This is a genomic window from Moorena sp. SIO3B2 (genome assembly GCF_010692525.1).
GTDB classification, from domain to species: Bacteria; Cyanobacteriota; Cyanobacteriia; order Cyanobacteriales; family Coleofasciculaceae; genus Moorena; species Moorena producens.
Genome location: NZ_JAAHHE010000001.1, coordinates 48333 through 69205, shown reverse-complemented (window position 1 = coordinate 69205; position 20873 = coordinate 48333). Strand labels below are relative to the sequence as shown.

Sequence of the window (20873 nt, the reverse complement as noted above, 5' to 3'; positions counted from 1 at the left end):
TTATCCTTACTGGGTTAGATAAGCGTACCCATGGATTACCAAGGCCTACTTAGCAAACCGTAAAAATTAAGGAGACAGTTTGATGTAAACTAAATATAGATGTGACAATAGATTCTTTTCAGCTAGGCAAAATGGGAAACAAGTAATGATTTTTCTAGTCTACCTTCTGAAAATTAAATGAATGTAGCAAATAATATCATTACATATTTAGGACTACTCAAAAATCAAAAGTAAAAAACTAGCTCAAATGACTACATTAAAGGTCTCCATAAAAAAAACTTTATGCTGTACAATAATGTTATCCCAGCCAAACACACAATCTAATCAAATAGAGCCAGATCAGGGGAGAGTAAATGTATTATTAATTATTCATAGGTAGTAAACCTCAATTTAATTGTAAATTTCATGGTATTTTAAGTAAATTTCCATAAAAATCCTAGCCAAGCTCACTAACATCCTATTCAGAGTAAAACCAATAAATATCAAAAAATGCTAGAGTTAATTAATCGTTACGAACACGGCTTTGTTTATATTCCTGTAATCTTAGCCTGTAGAGAAAAAGGATTATTTGAATTAATAAAAAAAAAGAGAATAACCCACCGGCAAATAGCTAATACTCTAGGGGCAAATACAGGTAATTTGCAAGTGGCCTTAACAATGATGGAATCCCTAGGTTGGCTATCCAAAAATGAAGCTGATGAATACTCCCTCAAAGACAATTGTCAAGCTTACTTGTCCATTCCTGAAGAAATATTATATTTATACAACTTACCCATAGAATCCTATTTACTAGGAAAGGAAAAGCCTGGTATTATTAAAAATTGGATAGAGCTTTCTCAACAACAGTGGAATATTAATGATAGAACAATTGCCGATTTATTAGATGGGGTCTTAATAATACCAATTATGCTAGGGCTTCACAAGCATAATTTATTAGCAGTAGATGAAGACAAGCCTTTATTCTATAATGTGACTCCTCATATACGAGAAGAATTATCAAGATTGTTTATTGCTAAAGGATGGGCTGATAAAAGTTTGATAAAAGTCCAAAAACACAGCCAAAAATCGAATAAAAATAAGAATTATCTATGCTTGACTGATATTGGTAAATGCTTAGGGCAAAGGACAATAATTAAAAGTATTAGTTTAAATTGTTTTGAAAATAATTATTACAATTTGCGCCATCCTAAAATTGAGGATTTACGTGATTTAATAGCACTAGAGACATTGTGTTGGTCAGAAAATCTCCAAGTTGACAATGAAGAAATTTATAGACGAATTTTTAAAATTCCACAAGGGCAGTTTATTTTAGAGCTTGAGGATAAGATTGTTGGAGCTATCTATTCCCAAAGAATTGATAACCCTCAACTTTTGGATAATAAAACTTGTACACAAGTCCCTTTATTACATACTGAATCAGGAGTAGTGGTACAATTATTGGCAGTAAATATCTTGCCAGAGTTGCAAAATCAGGGATTGGGAGATCGACTGCTGGAATTTATGCTTCAGTATTGTGCCCAGATAAGTGGTGTCGAAAAAGTTGTGGCAGTAACTCTTTGTCGCAATTATCCAGACTATTCCCCTATGCCCATGGCAGAATATATCCACCAGAAAAATGAGTCAGGGTTACTAGTGGATCCGCTGTTGCGATTTCACCAGATTCATGGGGCTAAAATTGAGAAACTGCTTCCTGGTTACCGCCCTAAAGATTGGGAAAACCAGACTTGTGGAGTTCTCGTATCTTACGATATTCAACATCGTCAACGTTTTGATGGTGCGACAGTTGAAAAAAATCGGCAGACTAAGGTAAAACTGACAGAAGATATAGATGAAGTTGTGGCTAGCTGTGTGCGTAAAGTTATGCACCAGAAAAAGTCTTTTGATGCCCAGCGAGCACTGATGGAGATGGGCATCGAATCTTTGGAGTTGCTGGAACTGAGATACTTGTTGCAGAAGAAGCTGGGAGTGGAAATAGATCCTAATTTATTTTTTAAGTATGGAACTGCTGCCGCGATCGCTAGTTATTTTAAAGGGGAGACAACAGAGAGAAGCGGGGAAGTTTCTGAGGTACTACCAAAGCCAGAGGCAATAAAAACTGATTCCGGTTTTTCAACGGCTCAATTAGAAAATGGAGTAGCAATTATTGGTATGGCTTGTCGGTTTCCTGGAGATGCCGATAGCCCTCAACAATATTGGTCATTGCTCCATGATGGTATTGATGGGATTACGGAAGTACCTCCAACTCGTTGGGATATTGAGCAATATTACCATCCTGAGAAAAATCAGCCAGGAAAAATAGCTAATCGTTATGGGGGATTCCTAACTGAAGTTGACAAATTTGAGCCGGATTTTTTCCGCATTTCGGCTCGTGAAGCTCTCTACATGGATCCACAACAGCGTCTGCTGCTGGAAGAACATTGGAAGGCACTAGAAGATGCTGGCATTAATCCGGAATCTCTGTCGGGCACAGAAACGGGTATATTTGTGGGTATCGCTTTTCACGATTACGAACGCTTACAGGACAAATATTATCAAGAGCAAGATTTAAATATCTATTTTGCTACAGGTAGTTCTACTGCTATCGGTGCAGGAAGATTATCCTACTTTTTCCAATTAAATGGACCATCAATTACTGTAGATACTGCTTGTTCTTCATCTCTGAGTGCGGTTCATTTAGCTTGTCAAAGTATACGCAATGGTGAATGTCAATTGGCTTTGGCATCAGGGGTGAATTTGTTGTTGTCTCCAGAGTTGAGTATCAGTTTCTCTCAAGCTGGGATGTTATCACCAGATGGACGCTGTAAGACTTTTGATGCTGCTGCCAATGGGTATGTGCGGAGTGAAGGTTGTGGGGTTGTCGTTCTCAAGTCCTTGAAACAAGCGATCGCAGACAATGATCGAATTTTAGCAGTAGTTAGGGGTACAGCAATTAACCAAGATGGTGCGAGCAATGGCTTGACAGCACCTAACCAATCGGCTCAAGAAGCGGTACTCAAAAGAGCGTTGTCGGTAGCAGGAGTTTCGGCTAACCAGATATCTTATGTGGAAGCTCATGGTACCGGTACTTCTTTGGGAGATCCGGTGGAGATTAAGGCAATAGAAGCAGTGTATGGCAAGGATCGTAGTGCAGATCGACCCTTGATGATTGGTTCAGTCAAAACCAATATTGGTCATACGGAAGCAGCTGCCGGTATTGCAGGATTAATTAAGGTAGTATTATCGCTGCAAAATCAGTATATTCCACCTCACTTGCATTGGAAACAGTTGAATCCCTATATAAGTTTGGCGGGGATTCCTGGGGTGATTCCCACTGAGGGTAAGGTATGGGAACAATATGAGGGAGATGAAACTCGTGTAGCAGCCTTAAGTTCTTTTGGTTTTAGTGGTACTAATTCCCACGCCATTGTTGAGGAAGCACCAGAAGGCAGGAGCCAGGAGCCAGGAGCCAGGAGCCAGGAGCCAGGAGCCAGGAGCCAGGAGCCACCTTACTTATTAACTGTGTCTGCTAAGAAAGAGCAAGCACTTAAAGAGTTAGTCAGTAGTTATCAGCATCATCTCGAAACCAATCCGGAATTAGAGCTAGCAGATGTATGTTACACCGCTAATACTGGAAGAGCTGACTTTAATCATCGCCTAGCAATAATTGCCACTAACCCACAACAATTAACCAACAAACTGCGGCAATACCAAGCAGGGGAAGAAGAGAGTGGGGTATTTTCAGGACAACTATCCCATAGTAGTAGTCCAGCTAAAGTAGCATTTCTGTTTACTGGTCAAGGTTCCCAGTATGTGCAGATGGGAAGGCAACTGTATCAAACTCAGCCTGTTTTCCGTCAAGTTTTAGATCAATGTGATGAACTCCTACGTCCTTATCTGGAGCGTCCGTTATTAGAAGTCCTTTATCCTCAAGATACACCAAACTCAAACTCCTATTTACTAGACCAAACTGCCTATACCCAACCGACATTGTTTGCCCTAGAGTATGCCTTGTGCAAGTTGTGGGAATCTTGGGGTATTAAGCCTCAGGTGGTGATGGGTCACAGTGTGGGAGAATATGTGGCAGCAACTATAGCTGGAGTCTTGAGTTTAGAAGATGGCTTGAAGTTAATCGCCCTGCGGGGGAGGTTAATGCAGCAATTACCTGCTGGTGGAGAGATGGTTTCTGTTATGGCATCAAAGTCTCAGGTAAAAGATGCGATCGCTAATCATACCAAGCAAGTGACAATTGCTGCAATCAACGGGCCCGAAAGTGTGGTGATTTCTGGGGAAGCAGGAGCGATTCAAGCTATTGTTACAAAACTAGAGTCAAAATTGATTAAGACGAAGCAGCTGCAGGTATCCCATGCTTTTCATTCCCCTTTAATGACACCAATGTTGGCAGAGTTTGCCGCAGTAGCCCAGCAAATCACTTACCATCAACCAAGGATACCTGTAATCTCCAACGTCACAGGAACCATAGCAGACAAGAGCATTGCCACAGCTGACTATTGGGTAGAGCATGTAGTCAAACCAGTCAGATTTGTCGCAGGCATCAAGACTTTAGCCGAACAAGATATTCGTATCTTTTTAGAAATTGGTCCTAAACCAGTTCTACTCGTTATGGGAAGGGAATGTCTCATCGGAAGCAAAAAAATCTGGTTGCCAAGTTTACGCCCTGGTAAGCCAGACTGGTTACAAATGCTGCAAAGTTTGGGGCAGTTATATGTACAGGGAGTTAAGGTTGACTGGTTAGGATTTTACCCAGATGATGCTCCCCAAAAGGTAGTTTTACCAACCTATCCCTGGCAACGGAAAAGATATTGGATCAGTGATCTGCAACAGTACAAAAATAAAGGTAAAAACGGAAAAGTAGCACCTCAGGTAGCATCTGACAACAATCAAAGCAAAAACAGCGTAGTCACAAATAACAGTAGTGGGAGCAAGATGCTCCCTGGAATTAAAGAAAGCGAACAACCGCGAATTAAAGAAAGAGAGCAACCGCGAATTAAAGAAAGCGAGCAAGATGCTCGCACTACAATAAATATACAAAAATCGGATGCTCCCGATATAGAGCAACCACAACGGAGATTATCCAACCCAGCGTCACTATCTTTATCCAAAACTACAGTAGCTAAACAACAACCAGCAAAAAGAGAATTGGCTCAATTGAGAGTGCCACTGACTCAGGTAGAACCTGCTCAAATAACTCAGCAATATCTTGAATCAGAAAAGATTACCCAAACCCTGGGTAAAGCACTACATCAAGATATTTTGATTAACCAAAAAACAACTAAGGAACCAAAAACTATGAACCGGGAACAAGTTGAACAACTTAAACAAGAGTATGAAGAGAAGGGATACTGTCAAATCAAAAAAATATTTGACTTTTCTGCGATAAAAACTATCCAAAAAACCTTGGATCAGGCTAAACAGGAAAGCCAGATATCTAAGGAAAAAGTAACTTTGAAATTGGGAGGGATTGATGATATCGATACCAATGATCATGCCTATGACTTGGTGAAATACGATTTTGTTTCTTCCTTTATCCAAGAGAAGCTGGCTCTGCTGAATTACATCACCGGCAAAAACTTGATGATCATGCACAATGCCCTGTTTTCGGTGGAACCAAACCATAAAGGCTTGCCTTGGCATGTAGGAGTCGGTTCGTTTTCCTTTACCAAAACCGAAGACTTTGGTGCTTCCATCTGGATCCCCTTGGATAAAATAACTAAAGAACATCGAGGTGGGATGCAATATGTATCTACCAAGATTTTTCCAGGACAGTTCTATTACAGTGTTTTTGACTTACATTTAAAAAATAATATTAAGTGGGATGAATCCCAAGGAGACTTGAATGAATATGTGGCTAACGCCAACACTATTTATAATAAAATTACCGAAGATGTAATCGATTATACTATTAAAGATGGTTATGAAGAAGACGAGTATAACTTAGGAGATGCCTTTTTCTTCAATAAATACGTCTTACATCAATCAGTTCCCTTAAAACCTGGCTTACATAAGTTACGTCGTGCTTTTGTGATTCGACTGGTAGATTATGACACGCGGGTGGATGAGGAACGGTTGGGTTTATTCTCAAAATACTCTCAACTGCATTCAAGGTACTACAAAACCCTACCTCGTTATAACAAAGATAGTGTACTAGTGATGGTCTCCCGTGCCGTCCAGAAAGGTTTAAAATCTCCCTACTTACGAGACATTCCTCATGTGCAACAAACCTTAGCAGCAAGGATGGCAGCTGGAGCTATCAGTTTTGAGGAAACACCAAGCATCTCTTCGGCTCCTCAAACTCAGCAACCTTTGAAAACCTTACAACCGCTGCGGACACCCCAGGTAAACCAGGTAAACTTATCAGAAATCAAGCAGGTTCTCAAACAGCAGTTAGCCGAAGCACTCTATACAGAAGAGAGTGAAATTGCCGAAGACCAAAAATTTGTTGATTTAGGCTTAGACTCCATCGTTGGGGTAGAATGGACAACTACGATTAATCAGACCTATAACTTAAACCTCAAAGCCACCAAGTTGTATGATTATCCTACTTTATTAGAGTTGTCTGGATATATCGCCCAAATCTTATCAAGTCAGGGTACAAAACCGATAAGCTCCAGTTCTCAAACTCAGCAATCTTTAAAAACTCTACAACCACTGCCGACACCCCAGGTAAACCAGGTAAACCTATCAGAAATCAAGCAGGTTCTCAAACAGCAGTTAGCCGAAGCACTCTATACAGAAGAGAGTGAAATTGCCGAAGACCAGAAATTTGTTGATTTAGGCTTAGACTCCATCGTTGGAGTGGAATGGACAACCACGATTAATCAAACCTACAACTTAAACCTCAAAGCCACCAAGTTGTATGATTATCCTACTTTATTAGAGCTAGCAGCATATATTGCCCAAACCTTGGCAAGTCAGGGTACAAAACCCCAGGTTAGTCAGCAGCCTTTGAAAACCCTACAACCATTGCCTCAACCCCAGGTAAACCTATCAGAAATCAAGCAGGTTCTCAAACAGCAGTTAGCCGAAGCACTCTATACAGAAGAGAGTGAAATTGCCGAAGACCAGAAATTTGTTGATTTAGGATTAGACTCCATCGTTGGGGTGGAATGGACAACCACGATTAATCAAACCTACAACTTAAACCTCAAAGCCACCAAGTTGTATGATTATCCTACTTTATTAGAGCTGGCACCATATATTGCCCAGGAAATTGCTGCTACTGGTGGTAGCAAATTATTCCAAGGTAATGGCAATGGAGGTCATCCCCAAGAATCTTTGCCAAATAACGGTTCACCTGTAAATTCATCAGAGGAGATGGATCCAAAATTGCGCTTACGTGCGATTCTTAATAAAGTAGCTAAGAAGGAGTTGACTATCCAGGAAGCAAACAAACTGGTTCAACAGATTAAAAAACAGGTTACAGTTTAGGAGTAAATTGGAGTTAATATGAGCAAAGAACAAGTACTAAAAATAATAAAAAAATACACTCGTGAAATAGCACCAGAATTAGAAGATTCTCCCCTAGAACCTACTGATAGCTTAAAAAAATTAGGTATCGATTCAGTTAATCGGGCAGAAATTATCATGATGGTGATGGAAGACCTATCCTTGAATATTCCCCGTATTGAACTGGCTGGAGCTAAAAATATTGGAGAACTTGCTGATTTATTTGCAGCAAAATTGTAATATTTGTTGTTGGTTGTTTGTTGTTTAGGGAGCGGGAATTGGTATTAGTGTATGAATGACATCAAGATAACTGGTATGGGCATTGTCACTCCCATTGCCCAAGAAGTTGAATCTTTCCGGGAAGCCCTATTCTCCGGTAAAACTCAATTTGGTTATCTGCAAAGACCAGGAAGGGAAAGCCCTAGTAAAAAATTTATTGGTGCAGAACTACCAGAGCTTGATGTCAGAACCCTATTTCCTCAACATAGGGGATTGTTACGCAGTGCAACCTGGAGTGGACAAGTTGCTATGTTCGCTGTTGCCCAGGCTTGGGAAGATGCTAAACTAACCTCTGCCCCAGTCAAGCCAGAACGTATTGGTCTAGTAATCGGTGGCTCCAATCTGCAACAACGCCATCAGCAACAAACTTGGCAACGTTATCAATCACGTCCAGAATTTATCCGACCAACTTATGGACTGACAGTTTGGGATACAGATATCTTGGGTTTACTTTCCCAGTGCTTTCCAATTCAAGGAGAAGGTTATACCGTAGGTGGAGCATCTGCTAGTGGTGCAGTCGCTATCATTCATGGAGCTCGCCAAATTTTAACGGGGGTGACTGATATTAGTATTGTCGTTGGTAGTCTCTTTGATATCTGTGCCTATGAATGTCAGGGACTAATGAATTTGGGAGCTATGGGTAGCGAACGTTTTGCTGATAGTCCAGAGCTTGCCTGTAGACCATTTGACCATAACCATGACGGTTTTATTTATGGGGAAGGTTGTGGAGTTATAGTCTTAGAAAAAGCTGACAGCGCTCAACAAAGAGGAGTACTTTCTCAAGGAAAACTCCTGGGTTGGGGCTTAAATTTAGCTGGCAATCGTAGCCCTGAACCATCCCAAAAAGCAGAAGCACAAGCCATGAGTGCAGCTTTAGCTATGGCAGACTTAAAACCAGAGCAAATCGATTATGTCAATACTCATGGTACCAGTTCCCCTATTGGTGACAATACGGAAGTATCTGCTCTGAAATCCACAGGAGTTGACCATTGTCTCCTTAATTCAACTAAATCTTTGACTGGTCACTGTTTAACTGCGGCTGGAGCTATCGAAGCGATCGCTACTTTATTACAAATGAACTCTAGTTTTTGTCATCCAACCCACAATTTGGTTGACCCCATTGATGATAACCTAAATTGGGTCAAAGAAACTGCTGTTCAAGGGGAAATTAACTATGCCATCAGCAATAGCTTTGCTTTTGGCGGCATCAATACAGCTCTATTACTGGGCAAGGAGTAAAGCTATGCAACAAGTTGGCATTGAAGCCCTAAGTGTATATGGAGGTGCAGCCCAATTAGAGCTGCGCAAGTTGGCACAAGCGCGTCAGTTGGATATCTCCCGCTTTGACAATCTAATGATGAAAGAGAAAGCGGTTTCTCTGCCCTATGAAGATCCCGTTTCCTATGCGGTTAATGCCGCCAAGCCCATCATCGATCGCTTGAGTGATGCTGACAAGCAGCGCATAGAAATGGTGATTACCTGCAGCGAGTCAGGCATTGACTTTGGCAAATCGATGAGCACCTATATCCAAGAGTATTTGGGCTTAAGTCGTAACTGCCGCATGTTTGAACTCAAGCAAGCTTGCTACTCAGGAACCGCTGGCTTACAGATGGCAATCAACTTGATTTTGTCCCAAACCTTTCCGGGAGCCAAAGCCTTAGTTATCGCCACCGATATCTCTCGGTTTCTGGTTGCCGAGGGAGGAGAAGCAATCAATTACGATTGGTCTTTTGCTGAACCCAGTAGTGGTGCTGGAGCCGTGGCTCTTTTAGTCAGTGATACTCCCCACATTTTTCAAATTGATGTAGGCTGCAACGGTTACTATGGTTATGAAGTCATGGATACCTGTAGACCTAATCCCGATTCAGAAGCAGGAGATGCCGACTTATCCTTGCTTTCTTACCTAGACTGTTGCGAAAATGCCTACCGACATTATCAAAACCGAGTCGAAGGAGTAGACTACCGAGAAAGTTTTGATTATTTGAGTTTTCATACTCCTTTTGGTGGTATGGTTAAAGGCGCTCATAGAAATATGATGCGTAGGTTGAAAAGAGCTAAACCTGCAGAGATTGAAGCGGACTTCCAAAGAAGGGTAATGCCGGGATTAGTCTACTGCCAACAGGTAGGCAATATTATGGGAGCAACTTTGTTTTTATCCTTAGCCAGTACCATCGACAATGGAGACTTCAGTACCCCTCGCAGAATTGGGATGTTTTCCTATGGCTCTGGTTGTTGTTCCGAATTTTATAGTGGGGTTGTGACTCCAGAAGGGAAGCAAATTCAAGCTCAACAAGGTATATCAGCCCAGTTAGCAGACCGCTATTCTTTAAGTATGGAAGAATATGAGCAGTTACTCTATCATAGTAGTGCAGTTGCCTTTGGCACTAGAAATGTCACCTTGGACTATCAACTGTTCCCCGGAGTCTGGAAAAAAATAGCAGGCAAGGGTCGATTAGTCTTAAAAGCAATCAAGGAATTCCACCGAAAATACGAGTGGGTATAGCTCTGGTGCCGCTGCGCGGAATTCAAAATTCAAAATTCTTGCATTCAAAATGTCCATAGAGTAAGGATTATATTGATATCAAACTGACGGGTTATTTACGCCAAGCTGCATCAGTGTGTTATCTGGATGAGCAACAATGAATACTGTGTAACAGAGAACAGGGGATAGGAGCAAAAAAGCTGACAGCTGATAGCTGATAGCTAATAGCTGAAAAAAAAGATGATCCAGGTTGACAAACCATTGAGAACACTATAATATGTATTACAAAACCATAAAAATAAATCATCAACCTGCTGTACAAAGAATTCAGCTCTATCGTCCAGAAGCCAACAATAGCATCAACGATCAGCTGACTCAGGAATTGTTATCAGCCCTACAAGCTGTTGAAGGCGAAGAAACCGTTAAAGTAGTGATTCTTGAAGGACTACCGGATGTCTTTTGTACCGGAATGGATTTTCAAGCAATAGCCAATGGCGAGCTGGTGGATACCAAAATCAGTGCTCACGGCTACTACAACATCCTCAAACAGATGTCCCAAAGTAGCAAGGTGATTTTGTCCCTTGTCCGTGGTAAAGTTCAAGCAGGAGGAGTGGGTTTTGTTGCTGCAAGTGATCTGGTCATTGCTGATGAAACAGTAACCTTTGTGTTATCAGAACTATTATTTGGTTTATTACCCGCTTGCGTTTTGCCCTTTCTGATTCGTCGAGTGGGATTTCAAAAAGCTTACCGCTTATCCCTCACAACTCAACCAATCTCTGGCTCAGAAGCCTATAACTGGGGCTTAGTCGATGAATACGACAGCAACCCTAATAAGTTGATTAGTCAATATATTCGCCGTTTAAGATATTTACCCTTATCTGGGGTTAAGGAATTAAAAGACTATATGAATAAGTTATGGATAATTCAAGCTGAGACTCAGAATCTAGCCGCCAACAAGTCTGCCAGCCTCTTAGGTGACCCAACGATTCAAGCAAAAATCAAACAATTCGCTAAAGAGGGGGTATACCCATGGCAGAACTGAATTTGAATCGGGACTTAGGAACTAGCAACTCTGAGGTGGTACAACTGACGGAGTTGGGCAATGGTGTTGTGCAAATTACGATGAAAGATGAGAGCAGTCGTAATGGCTTTTCTCCAAGCATAGTTGAGGGCTTACGCCACTGTTTTAGTGTAGTTGCGCAAAATCAGCAATATAAAGTAGTCATTTTGACGGGCTATGGTAATTATTTTTCATCAGGGGCTAGCAAAGAATATTTAATTAGAAAGACTAGGGGTGAAGTAGAAGTTCTTGATTTATCAGGGTTGATACTTGATTGCGAAATTCCTATAATTGCAGCAATGCAAGGGCATAGTTTTGGTGGTGGCTTGCTTCTGGGTTTGTATGCAGATTTTGTGGTGTTTAGCCAAGAAAGTGTGTATGCAACTAACTTCATGAAATATGGTTTTACCCCAGTAGGAGCAACATCATTAATCTTGCGGGAAAAGCTAGGATCCGAATTAGCCCAAGAAATGATCTACACTGGCGAAAACTATCGAGGAAAAGAACTAGCTGAACGAGGTATTCCTTTTCCCGTTGTATCGAGGCAGGATGTCCTAAATTATGCCCAACAACTAGGGCAGAAAATAGCCAAGAGCCCTAGATTATCTCTAGTCGCCCTCAAACAACATTTGAGTGCCGACATTAAAGCCAAGTTTCCTGAAGCTATCAAAAAAGAACTAGAAATACACCAGGTAACCTTTAACCAACCAGAAATAGCCAGTCGTATTCAGCAAGAGTTTGGTGAGACAGTAATTCCCAATTTGATCCAAAGCACTGTAGAACAAAAAATACCTAATCCCCAACCAGTTCAGTTAAGGATACCTAGTTATGGCTTGTTAAAGAATCTAACTTGGATGCCTCAAGAACGTCGAAAGCCTAAATCCACTGAAGTCGAAGTTCAAATAAAAGCTGTACCAGTTAATTTTCGAGAAGTACTCAACGTACTGGGTATCTTCCAAGAGTACATCAAAAAAAGATATCGCTCTGGAATTATCAGTGCTGAAAATCTCACCTTTGGTGTTGAAGGTGTGGGTACTGTTGTAGCGGTTGGCTCAGACGTATCCCAATGGAAAGTCGGCGATGAGGTGATATTGGCTTATCCCGGCAATGCTTTCAGTAGCTTTGTTATCTGCTCACCGGATGACTTATTGGCTAAGCCTTCTGATCTGAGTATGGTAGAGGCAGCTACTATTTTTATGTCTTTTTTCACTGCCTATTACGGGTTGCATAATTTGGCCAAAGTTCAGCCAGGAGAGAGAGTATTAATTCATGCAGCTTCGGGAGGTGCAGGACAAGCTGCAGTTCAATTAGCTCAATTTTTTGGCTCAGAAGTATTTGCCACGACTAGTCCCCACAAAATATCTGTTCTTCGAGAACAGGGAATAAAACATGTAATGAATTCTCGAACCACGGAGTTTGCTAGTGAAGTAAGGGAACTCACCCAGGGGAATGGAGTAGATGTAATTTTTAATAGCCTGACTCATGGAGAGTACATCCCCAAAAATATAGATATCCTGGCCCCAGGTGGACGATATATTGAAATTGGTAGGCTCAACATCTGGAGCCATGAGCAAGTTTCTCAAAGACGCCCAGATGTGAAGTATTTTCCCTTTGATATGTCAGATGAATTTGTTAGAGATAAACAATTTCATGCCAAGCTTTGGGACGATTTAGCCTTGCTGTTTGAGTCCGGTAGCCTCAAGCCATTACCTTACAAAGTATTTCCAAGTGAAGATGTGGTGGAAGCTTTCCGTCACCTGCAACATAGCAAGCATATCGGCAAAATAGTGGTAACTATGCCAGAGCTCTATAATGGCGTAAAAAATAGTTCCCAGCAAGCAAATCAAGAGTCAATGAGTCACCAAGAAGAACTACTACATCAATTGCAATCCGGTGATATATCCTTAGAGAATGCAGAGCAACTACTATTGGGGTTGACAGATCAACAGATACTAGCAACAGTGCCTAATAATGGTCAGAATAAATTAATTAATACAGATAAAACAGAGCAAATATTATCTCTACTGAGTTCAGGAGAAATATCCTTAGAAAATGCTCAAAACTTATTAGAAACAGTAGATCTAAATTCCCCAACAAAGAAAAATCTACCCACTGCCGTTCCCAATCAAGGACAGAGCAATCAGGATGAAGCAATACTAAATCAATTACAATCTGGTGAAGTTTCCTTAGAGGATGCAGAGCAACTATTACTAGAAATTCAGCAAAAAGAATCTGTAACTACTAAATCAATTCCAGATCAAAGGATAACAGACGATATAGCGATTATTGGAATATCATGTCGATATCCAGGAGCAAAAAACTGGAAGGAATTTTGGGAAAACTTAAAGCATGGAGTTGATAGTGTAACAGAACCTCCCCCTGGAAGATGGGAAGGACGAAGTTGGTATCATTCAGATCCAGAACATCCAGGTACTGCTTGTTCAAAGTATGCTGCTTTTTTAGATGACATTGACAAATTTGACCCTTTATTCTTTCAAATTTCTCCTGGAGAAGCTGAGTTAATCGAACCTCAACAAAGAATCTTTTTAGAGGAAGCTTACCATGCTATTGAGGATGCTGGATATGCTCCTGATTCTCTCAAGGGGAAACACTGTGGAGTATTTGTTGGGGCAGCAAGCAGTGATTATATCAAGTTTTTGTCCAATTCAGGTTTCGGTCATCATCGACTGGTGCTATCAGGAACTATGCTGTCAGTTCTACCAGCAAGAATAGCCTATTTCCTGGATCTTAAAGGACCAGTGGTAGCTGTTGAGGCTGCCTGTTCTTCATCATTAGTAGCTGTTCATCAAGCTTGCGAAAGTATTAAACGGGGAGAGAGCGAAATAGCGATCGCAGGTGGTATTTCTACCATGCTAACACCAGACTTCCAAGTACTGTCGAGCCAGTTTCAGATGGTATCTCCCGAAGGACGTTGTAAAAGTTTTGATGCTGAAGCATCCGGTATAGTTTGGGGAGAAGGTTGTGGTGCAATTTTATTAAAAAGGTATGAGCAAGCAGTTCAAGATCAAGATCATATCTATGGAATAATTAAGGGTACAGGTACAAATTATGATGGAAGCACAAATGGAATTAGTGCCCCTAGTAGTAAATCTCAAGCACGCTTAGCAGAAAATATTTATCAACAATTTGGAATTAATCCAGAAACTATAAGTTATTTAGAAGCTCACGGTACAGCAACACCTCTTGGAGATCCCATCGAGGTTGAGGCATTTACAGAAGCATTTTCTAAGTGGACAGCTCAAAAACAATTTTGTGCGATCGGTTCAGTAAAGACTAATATTGGTAACGCAGCAACTGCCGCAGGAATGTCTAGTTTAATTAAGACAATTTTATGCCTGAAAAATCAAAAACTGGTTCCTTCTTTGCACTTTAATCAACCCAATCCAAACATTGATTTTGCCAATAGCCCCTTCTACGTCAACACAGAATTTAAAGCTTGGGAAGTGCCAACAGGTATACCAAGGCGAGCAGCCGTGAATTCTTTCGGCTTGAATGGTACAAATGCTCATGTTGTTGTTGAAGAAGCACCAATAGAAGACAACAGGCAAACCTCCCCTGTGTCCCCTCAAGGGGGGAAGGCAACAGGTAACAGCGAAGATTACTTAGAAAATTCAGTTCATCTATTAACTTTGTCAGCCAAAACTGAAACAGCTCTTGGTGAAGTAATTAGTAGCTATCAAAATTATCTCAAAACCAATCCAAACTTAAGGTTAGGCGATGTCTGCTACACTGCTAGCACTGGAAGGACTCACTTCACCCACAGACTAGCAGTTGTCGCCCCTAACCAACAAGAATTAGTCGAAAAACTCCGACAACACCAAGAGGGAAAAAAATTAGCAGGAATCACTTCAGGAGAACTGCTAAACAACACTACAGTAGCCAAAATTGCTTTCCTATTTACAGGTCAAGGTTCCCAATATATCAACATGGGAAAGCAGTTGTATCAACAAGCACCAACTTTCCGTCAAGCGATTAACCAATGCGAGGAGATTCTCAGTAGCGTAGAAACCTTCCAGGAAACGTCATTACGAAACATTCTTTATCCAACAGACAAAAACTCGTCAGGTTCATCCCTACTAGGCCAAACAGCTTATACCCAACCAGCTTTATTCGCTATAGAATATGCTCTATTTAAACTCTGGCAATCCTGGGGAATTGAGCCAGATGTGGTCATGGGTCACAGTGTAGGAGAATATGTAGCAGCAACCGTAGCAGGAGTTTTTAGTTTAGAAGATGGCTTGAAACTAATTGCTGCTAGAGGCTCTTTGATGCAGAAATTACCTGGTGATGGTAAGATGCTCTGGGCTATGGCTCCAGAGTCTAAAGTCCTAGAAACATTGAAAGCAAAAGATCTCAGTGAGAAAGTCGCCATAGCAGCAATCAATGGACCTCAAAGCATAGTAATTTCTGGTGAGGGAAAAGCAGTAGAAGCGATCGCAACTAACCTCGAATCAGCCGGAATCACAACCAAACCACTAAAAGTATCCCACGCCTTCCATTCTCCTCTGATGGAACCGATGCTGGCAGAATTTGAAGCAGCAGCAAAAGAAATAACCTATGAGCAGCCTAGGATACCACTGATATCCAATGTCACTGGCAAACAGGTAACTGAGCAGATTACCACTGCCGAATACTGGGTAAATCATGTGCGCCAACCAGTGCAATTTGCTCAAAGCATGAAAACTTTGTACCAGGAAGGATACGAGTTATTTCTGGAAATAGGACCAAAACCAGTATTACTAAGTATGGGACGTCAATGTTTACCAGAAAAAATCGGTGTCTGGTTGCCCTCATTGCGTCCGGGAGTAGAAGAATGCCAACAGATGCTATCTAGTTTAGGAAAGTTATATGTAGAGGGAGCCAAAGTAGATTGGATAGCATTTGAGCAAAATTATGCTCGTCAGAAGGTGGCATTGCCAACATATCCCTTCCAACGAGAAAGGTATTGGGTTTCTAGCCAAAATGGTTACGAACAAAAATCCTACTGGTTAAAAGGCAAAGAGCAGCACCCATTACTAGGAGAAAAAATTAACCTAGCGGGAATAGAGGATCAACATCGTTTTCAATCATACATAGGAGCAGAATCTCCAGGTTACCTGAATCACCACCAGGTTTTTGGAAAAGTACTATTTCCCAGCACAGGCTACTTAGAAATAGCTGCTTCAGCCGGAAAAAGTCTATTCACAAGCCAAGAGCAAGTAGTCGTTTCTGACGTAGACATACTGCAAAGTTTAGTTATACCAGAAACCGAAATAAAGACCGTACAAACAGTAGTCAGCTTCGCAGAAAACAATAGCTATAAGTTCGAGATTTTCAGCCCCTCAGAAGGTGAAAATCAACAAACACCGCAATGGGTATTGCACGCACAAGGAAAGATATATACTGAGCCAACCAGGAACAGCCAAGCAAAAATCGACCTAGAAAAATACCAAGCTGAGTGTAGTCAAGCAATAGAAATTGAAGAACATTACCGAGAATATCGCTCAAAAGGGATAGACTACGGCAGTAGTTTCCAAGGAATAAAGCAGTTGTGGAAAGGTCAAGGAAAAGCCCTAGGAGAAATGGCCTTCCCTGAAGAATTAACCGCCCAACTAGCAGACTATCAGCTACATCCAGCCCTATTAGATGCAGCCTTCCAAATAGTATCGTATGCCATACCACACACAGAAACAGATAAAATATATCTACCAGTAGGGGTAGAAAAATTCAAACTGTATCGCCAAACAATCAGCCAAGTATGGGCTATAGCAGAAATACGACAAACCAACTTAACGGCAAACATTTTTCTAGTAGACAACCAAGGAACTGTACTAGTAGAACTAGAGGGATTAAGGGTAAAAGTAACAGAACCAGTATTAACTCAAAAGTCTGCCTTTAAAGAACAATTAAAATCAGCATCTGTTTCAGAACGTCAGGAATTACTAACAACTCAAATTAGTTCAGCCATAGTCAATATTTTAGGATTGAGAGATGGACAACAGATAGAAAGACATCAACCATTGTTTGACTTAGGATTAGATTCCCTGATGGCAGTGGAATTGAAAAATCAATTGGAGTCTAACTTAGGTACAAGCTTCAGTTCAACACTGTTATTTGATTATCCAACGGTAGAATCTTTGGTAGAGTATTTAGCTAACAATGTCATCCCCATAGATTCCTTTTCCGAGCTTCCTACCCTGATTCCTCATCCAGAGCAAAGGTATCAACCATTTCCGTTAAATGACATTCAACAAGCTTATTGGATAGGTCGCAATCAAATTTTTGACCTAGGTAATATTGCTACCCACATTTACATAGAAGTAGATTGTGAAAACTTAAATTTAGAAAGCTTACACCAAGCTTGGAGGCGATTAATTGACCACCATGATATGCTGCGGATGGTAGTTTTAGCTGACGGTAACCAGCAAATACTTGAGCAGGTGCCTCCCTATGAAATTGAAATTTTAAATTTGTCTGAGGAATCTCCTGAAACGATTGCTTCAGAGCTAGAGCAGATTCGCAATCAGATGTCCCATGAGGTTTTACCAACTAACCAGTGGCCTTTATTTCATCTACGGGCTACCCGTTTAAATGAACAATGTTTCCGCTTGCACGCCAGCATCGATATGTTAATATTTGATGCCTGGAGTACTTATGTTCTATTTAAGCAGTGGTCAGAACTGTACAATAATCCACAGAGTTCACTGCCTGCAACGGAAATCTCCTTCCGAGACTATGTGCTCGCGGAATTGGAACTCAAAGATAGTCCCCAGTATCTCAGTTCTCAGCAATATTGGTTCAACCGCTTAGATAACCTACCTCCAGCTCCAGAAATTCCCCAAGCGAAAGTAACTTCTGCAATTACTGATCCTCAGTTCAATACTCACACAGCTCAACTGTCTCAGAGTGATTGGCAACAGTTAAAAAACAAGGCGAGCAAAGCAAATTTAACCCCATCAGGGGTATTGTTAAGTGCTTTTGCCTCTGTCTTGAATTACTGGAGCAAAAGTTCAAAGTTTACCCTCAATCTGACTTTATTTAACCGTTTGCCCTTACACCCTCAAGTCAATGAGCTCATAGGCGACTTCACCTCTGTAATCTTACTAGAGGTAGATAACTCACAAGCAGTTCCATTCATTAGTCGTGCTCAAAAACTGCAAAGACAGCTGTGGGAAGATTTAGAGCATCGTTATATCAGTGGAGTAGAAGTGCAGCGAGAGCTCTATCGTCGAGGGCGTAGTCAACCAATGGGGGTAGTCTTTACTAGCACTTTGGGCTTAAAGTCTCTGGCTGATGAAGAGGTGGGGCGAGGATTCGGTTTGGAGCACTTTGGAGAGGTTGTGTATAGTGCAGCTCAAACGCCTCAAGTGTTGCTCGACCATATCGTAACCGAGGAGAAAGGAGCACTGGCATTTAGTTGGCATACAGTGGAAGGGCTATTCCCTGAAGGTCTCATCGAGCAAATGTTTGAGGCTTATTGTGATTTGCTTCAACAGCTAGCCACCTCTGACGAACCTTGGATGGAGACTTACCACCAACTATTACCAACAGCTCAACTAGCACTCCAAGCACAAGTGAATCAGACGACTCAATCTTGGTCTGAAGATATCTTGCATAGTTTGTTTGTTAAGCAAGTACAAGTTCAAAGTGAAGCGACAGCTGTTATTAGTCCCCAAAAAAGCCTAACTTATGGGGAACTCTATCAAAGGTCTCATCAATTGGGACATGGATTGCGGAAATTAGGAGTCAAACCGAATCAGCTGGTAGCCGTAGTCATGGAGAAAGGTTGGGAACAGGTAGTAGCAGTGTTAGGCATCTTGATGTCTGGTGGAGCTTACCTACCGATAGATCCTGGGCTACCCCAAGAAAGACAGTGGTATCTACTCGAGCAAGCACAAGTCACACAAGTATTGACTCAAACTCACCTCAAACAGTCTCTGGGTTGGCCTGAAGGAATCAAATGTTGGTCTGTAGATACTGAAGAGTTAGCAGAATATGATCCAAACCCCCTAGAACCAGTACAAACTTCAGAAGATTTAGCTTATGTGATTTACACTTCTGGTTCCACAGGTTTACCCAAAGGGGTAATGATCGATCATCGGGGAGCAATCAATACCATCCTCGACATCAATCAACGGTTTAAAGTAACACCATCTGACCGAGTACTCGCCTTAGCAGCGTTAAATTTTGACCTGTCAGTGTACGACATATTTGGTGTGCTAGGAGCAGGGGGAGCGATAGTGATGCCACCACCAAAAGCAGCAAAGGATCCAGCTTGCTGGAGAGAATTAATTATCGCTCACGAAGTTACCTTGTGGAACTCAGTTCCGGCTCTGATGCAGATGTTGGTAGAGCATTTATTAGGAACCTCAGCAACAGCAGTAGGTGATTTACGAGTGGTAATGTTGAGTGGAGATTGGCTGCCAGTAGACTTACCAAGCAAAATCCAATCTCTGTGGTCTAATGTTCAAGTGATGAGTTTGGGTGGAGCAACCGAAGCGTCAATTTGGTCGATTGGCTATCCGATTGAAAAGGTGGGGTCAGACTGGAAGAGTATTCCCTATGGTAAGCCCCTGTTAAATCAAAGTTTTTACGTACTGAATGAGTTGATGGAACCAAGACCAGTTTGGGTACCGGGACAACTTTATATTGGAGGGGTAGGTTTAGCTAAGGGTTATTGGAAAAATGAGCACAAGACCCAAGCAAGCTTTATTACCCATCCAGTCACTCAGGAACCGTTATACAAAACTGGGGATTTAGGCAGGTATTTACCGGATGGTAATATTGAGTTTTTAGGCCGAGAAGACTTCCAGGTAAAAATAAATGGTTATCGTGTTGAACTGGGGGAAATTGAAGTAGCATTAAAGCAATTTCCAGGAATTAAAGAAGCGATTGTTACTGCTATCGGAGAATCTCAACAAAGCAAACGCCTGGTTGCTTATGCCGTGTTCAAGGAAAAGTCTGTTATTAGCGATTCTTCCCTGACCGATATCCATCAGACAGAAGACAAAAATGAAGTGGGCCAGCCTGATCAAGAAATAAATTGTACTTCGGAACAATTGCGTAAGTACCTATGGCAAAAACTTCCCGAATATATGGTTCCTGATGATTATGTTATTTTGGAAGCTTTACCATTAACTGCCAACGGCAAAGTAGACCGTAAACGATTGCCCAAACCTCAAAGACAAACTATAGCCGATACGAATCAAAATATACTACCTCAAACCAAAACTGAACAACAAATTGCTGCTGTTTGGACAGAAGTTCTTGAGCTAGAAGAAGTAGGAATTCACGACAATTTCTTTGCCATAGGAGGAAATTCTTTACTTGTCATCAGAGTGCATAATAAATTGCAAGAACTATTAGGCATAGAATTGAAAGTAGTTGACCTGTTTGCTAACCCTACTGTACATTTTCTAAGTCAACACCTTACTCAGATTGGTAGTAAAGAATTATTTATGGAAACTAGTAAAACTCGTGGAGATGAGCGAGTTAAGAAAGGCACTACAAGAAAGGAAAGGCGCAATATTAGAAAAAGTCTACGCGGCAAAAAATAATTTTTTCCAAGTATTGTTGTATTGTTATAACTGTTATGAACAGCTAAGTAAT

The 20873-nt window shown here is 41.2% G+C and carries 6 protein-coding genes; all 6 read left to right on the top strand.

The features are described from left to right. Nucleotides 1–489 precede the first annotated feature (489 nt). The 6 genes from F6K38_RS00080 to F6K38_RS00055 all read left to right on the top strand — a co-directional run bounded on the left by F6K38_RS00080 (nt 490) and on the right by F6K38_RS00055 (nt 20821). The gene (locus F6K38_RS00080) at nt 490–7425 is read left to right on the top strand and encodes a type I polyketide synthase (protein WP_008191817.1); all 6936 of its coding nucleotides are present in this window, start codon (nt 490–492) and stop codon (nt 7423–7425) included. Nucleotides 7426–7443: 18 nt separating this feature from the next. Continuing rightward, nucleotides 7444–7683 (top strand): acyl carrier protein, encoded by a 240-nt coding sequence (locus tag F6K38_RS00075; protein WP_008191815.1) that lies wholly within the window; start codon nt 7444–7446, stop codon nt 7681–7683. Nucleotides 7684–7734: 51 nt separating this feature from the next. Next, nucleotides 7735–8961 carry a beta-ketoacyl synthase N-terminal-like domain-containing protein gene (locus F6K38_RS00070; protein WP_008191812.1) on the top strand — a complete coding sequence of 409 codons (1227 nt, stop codon included), beginning with the start codon at nt 7735–7737 and terminating at the stop codon, nt 8959–8961. A 4-nt stretch (nt 8962–8965) separates the two neighbouring features. Further along, nucleotides 8966–10225: a hydroxymethylglutaryl-CoA synthase family protein gene (locus F6K38_RS00065; protein ID WP_008191809.1), complete on the top strand. Its 1260-nt coding sequence runs from the start codon at nt 8966–8968 to the stop codon at nt 10223–10225. 256 nt (nt 10226–10481) lie between these two features. Further along, complete coding sequence (locus F6K38_RS00060; protein ID WP_008191806.1) at nt 10482–11246, top strand: enoyl-CoA hydratase/isomerase; 765 nt, start codon at nt 10482–10484, stop codon at nt 11244–11246. After that, on the top strand, nt 11234–20821 hold the full coding sequence (locus F6K38_RS00055; RefSeq protein WP_008191804.1) for a hybrid non-ribosomal peptide synthetase/type I polyketide synthase: 9588 nt from the start codon (nt 11234–11236) through the stop codon (nt 20819–20821). Before F6K38_RS00060 ends, F6K38_RS00055 begins: the two co-directional genes overlap by 13 nt. Nucleotides 20822–20873 lie beyond the last annotated feature (52 nt).

Coding starts and splice junctions, on each gene's coding strand:
- F6K38_RS00055 (WP_008191804.1), top strand. CDS start 11,234: ATGGCAGAACTGAATTTGAATCGGGACTTAGGAACTAGCAACTCTGAG.
- F6K38_RS00070 (WP_008191812.1), top strand. CDS start 7,735: ATGAATGACATCAAGATAACTGGTATGGGCATTGTCACTCCCATTGCC.
- F6K38_RS00080 (WP_008191817.1), top strand. CDS start 490: ATGCTAGAGTTAATTAATCGTTACGAACACGGCTTTGTTTATATTCCT.
- F6K38_RS00075 (WP_008191815.1), top strand. CDS start 7,444: ATGAGCAAAGAACAAGTACTAAAAATAATAAAAAAATACACTCGTGAA.
- F6K38_RS00065 (WP_008191809.1), top strand. CDS start 8,966: ATGCAACAAGTTGGCATTGAAGCCCTAAGTGTATATGGAGGTGCAGCC.
- F6K38_RS00060 (WP_008191806.1), top strand. CDS start 10,482: ATGTATTACAAAACCATAAAAATAAATCATCAACCTGCTGTACAAAGA.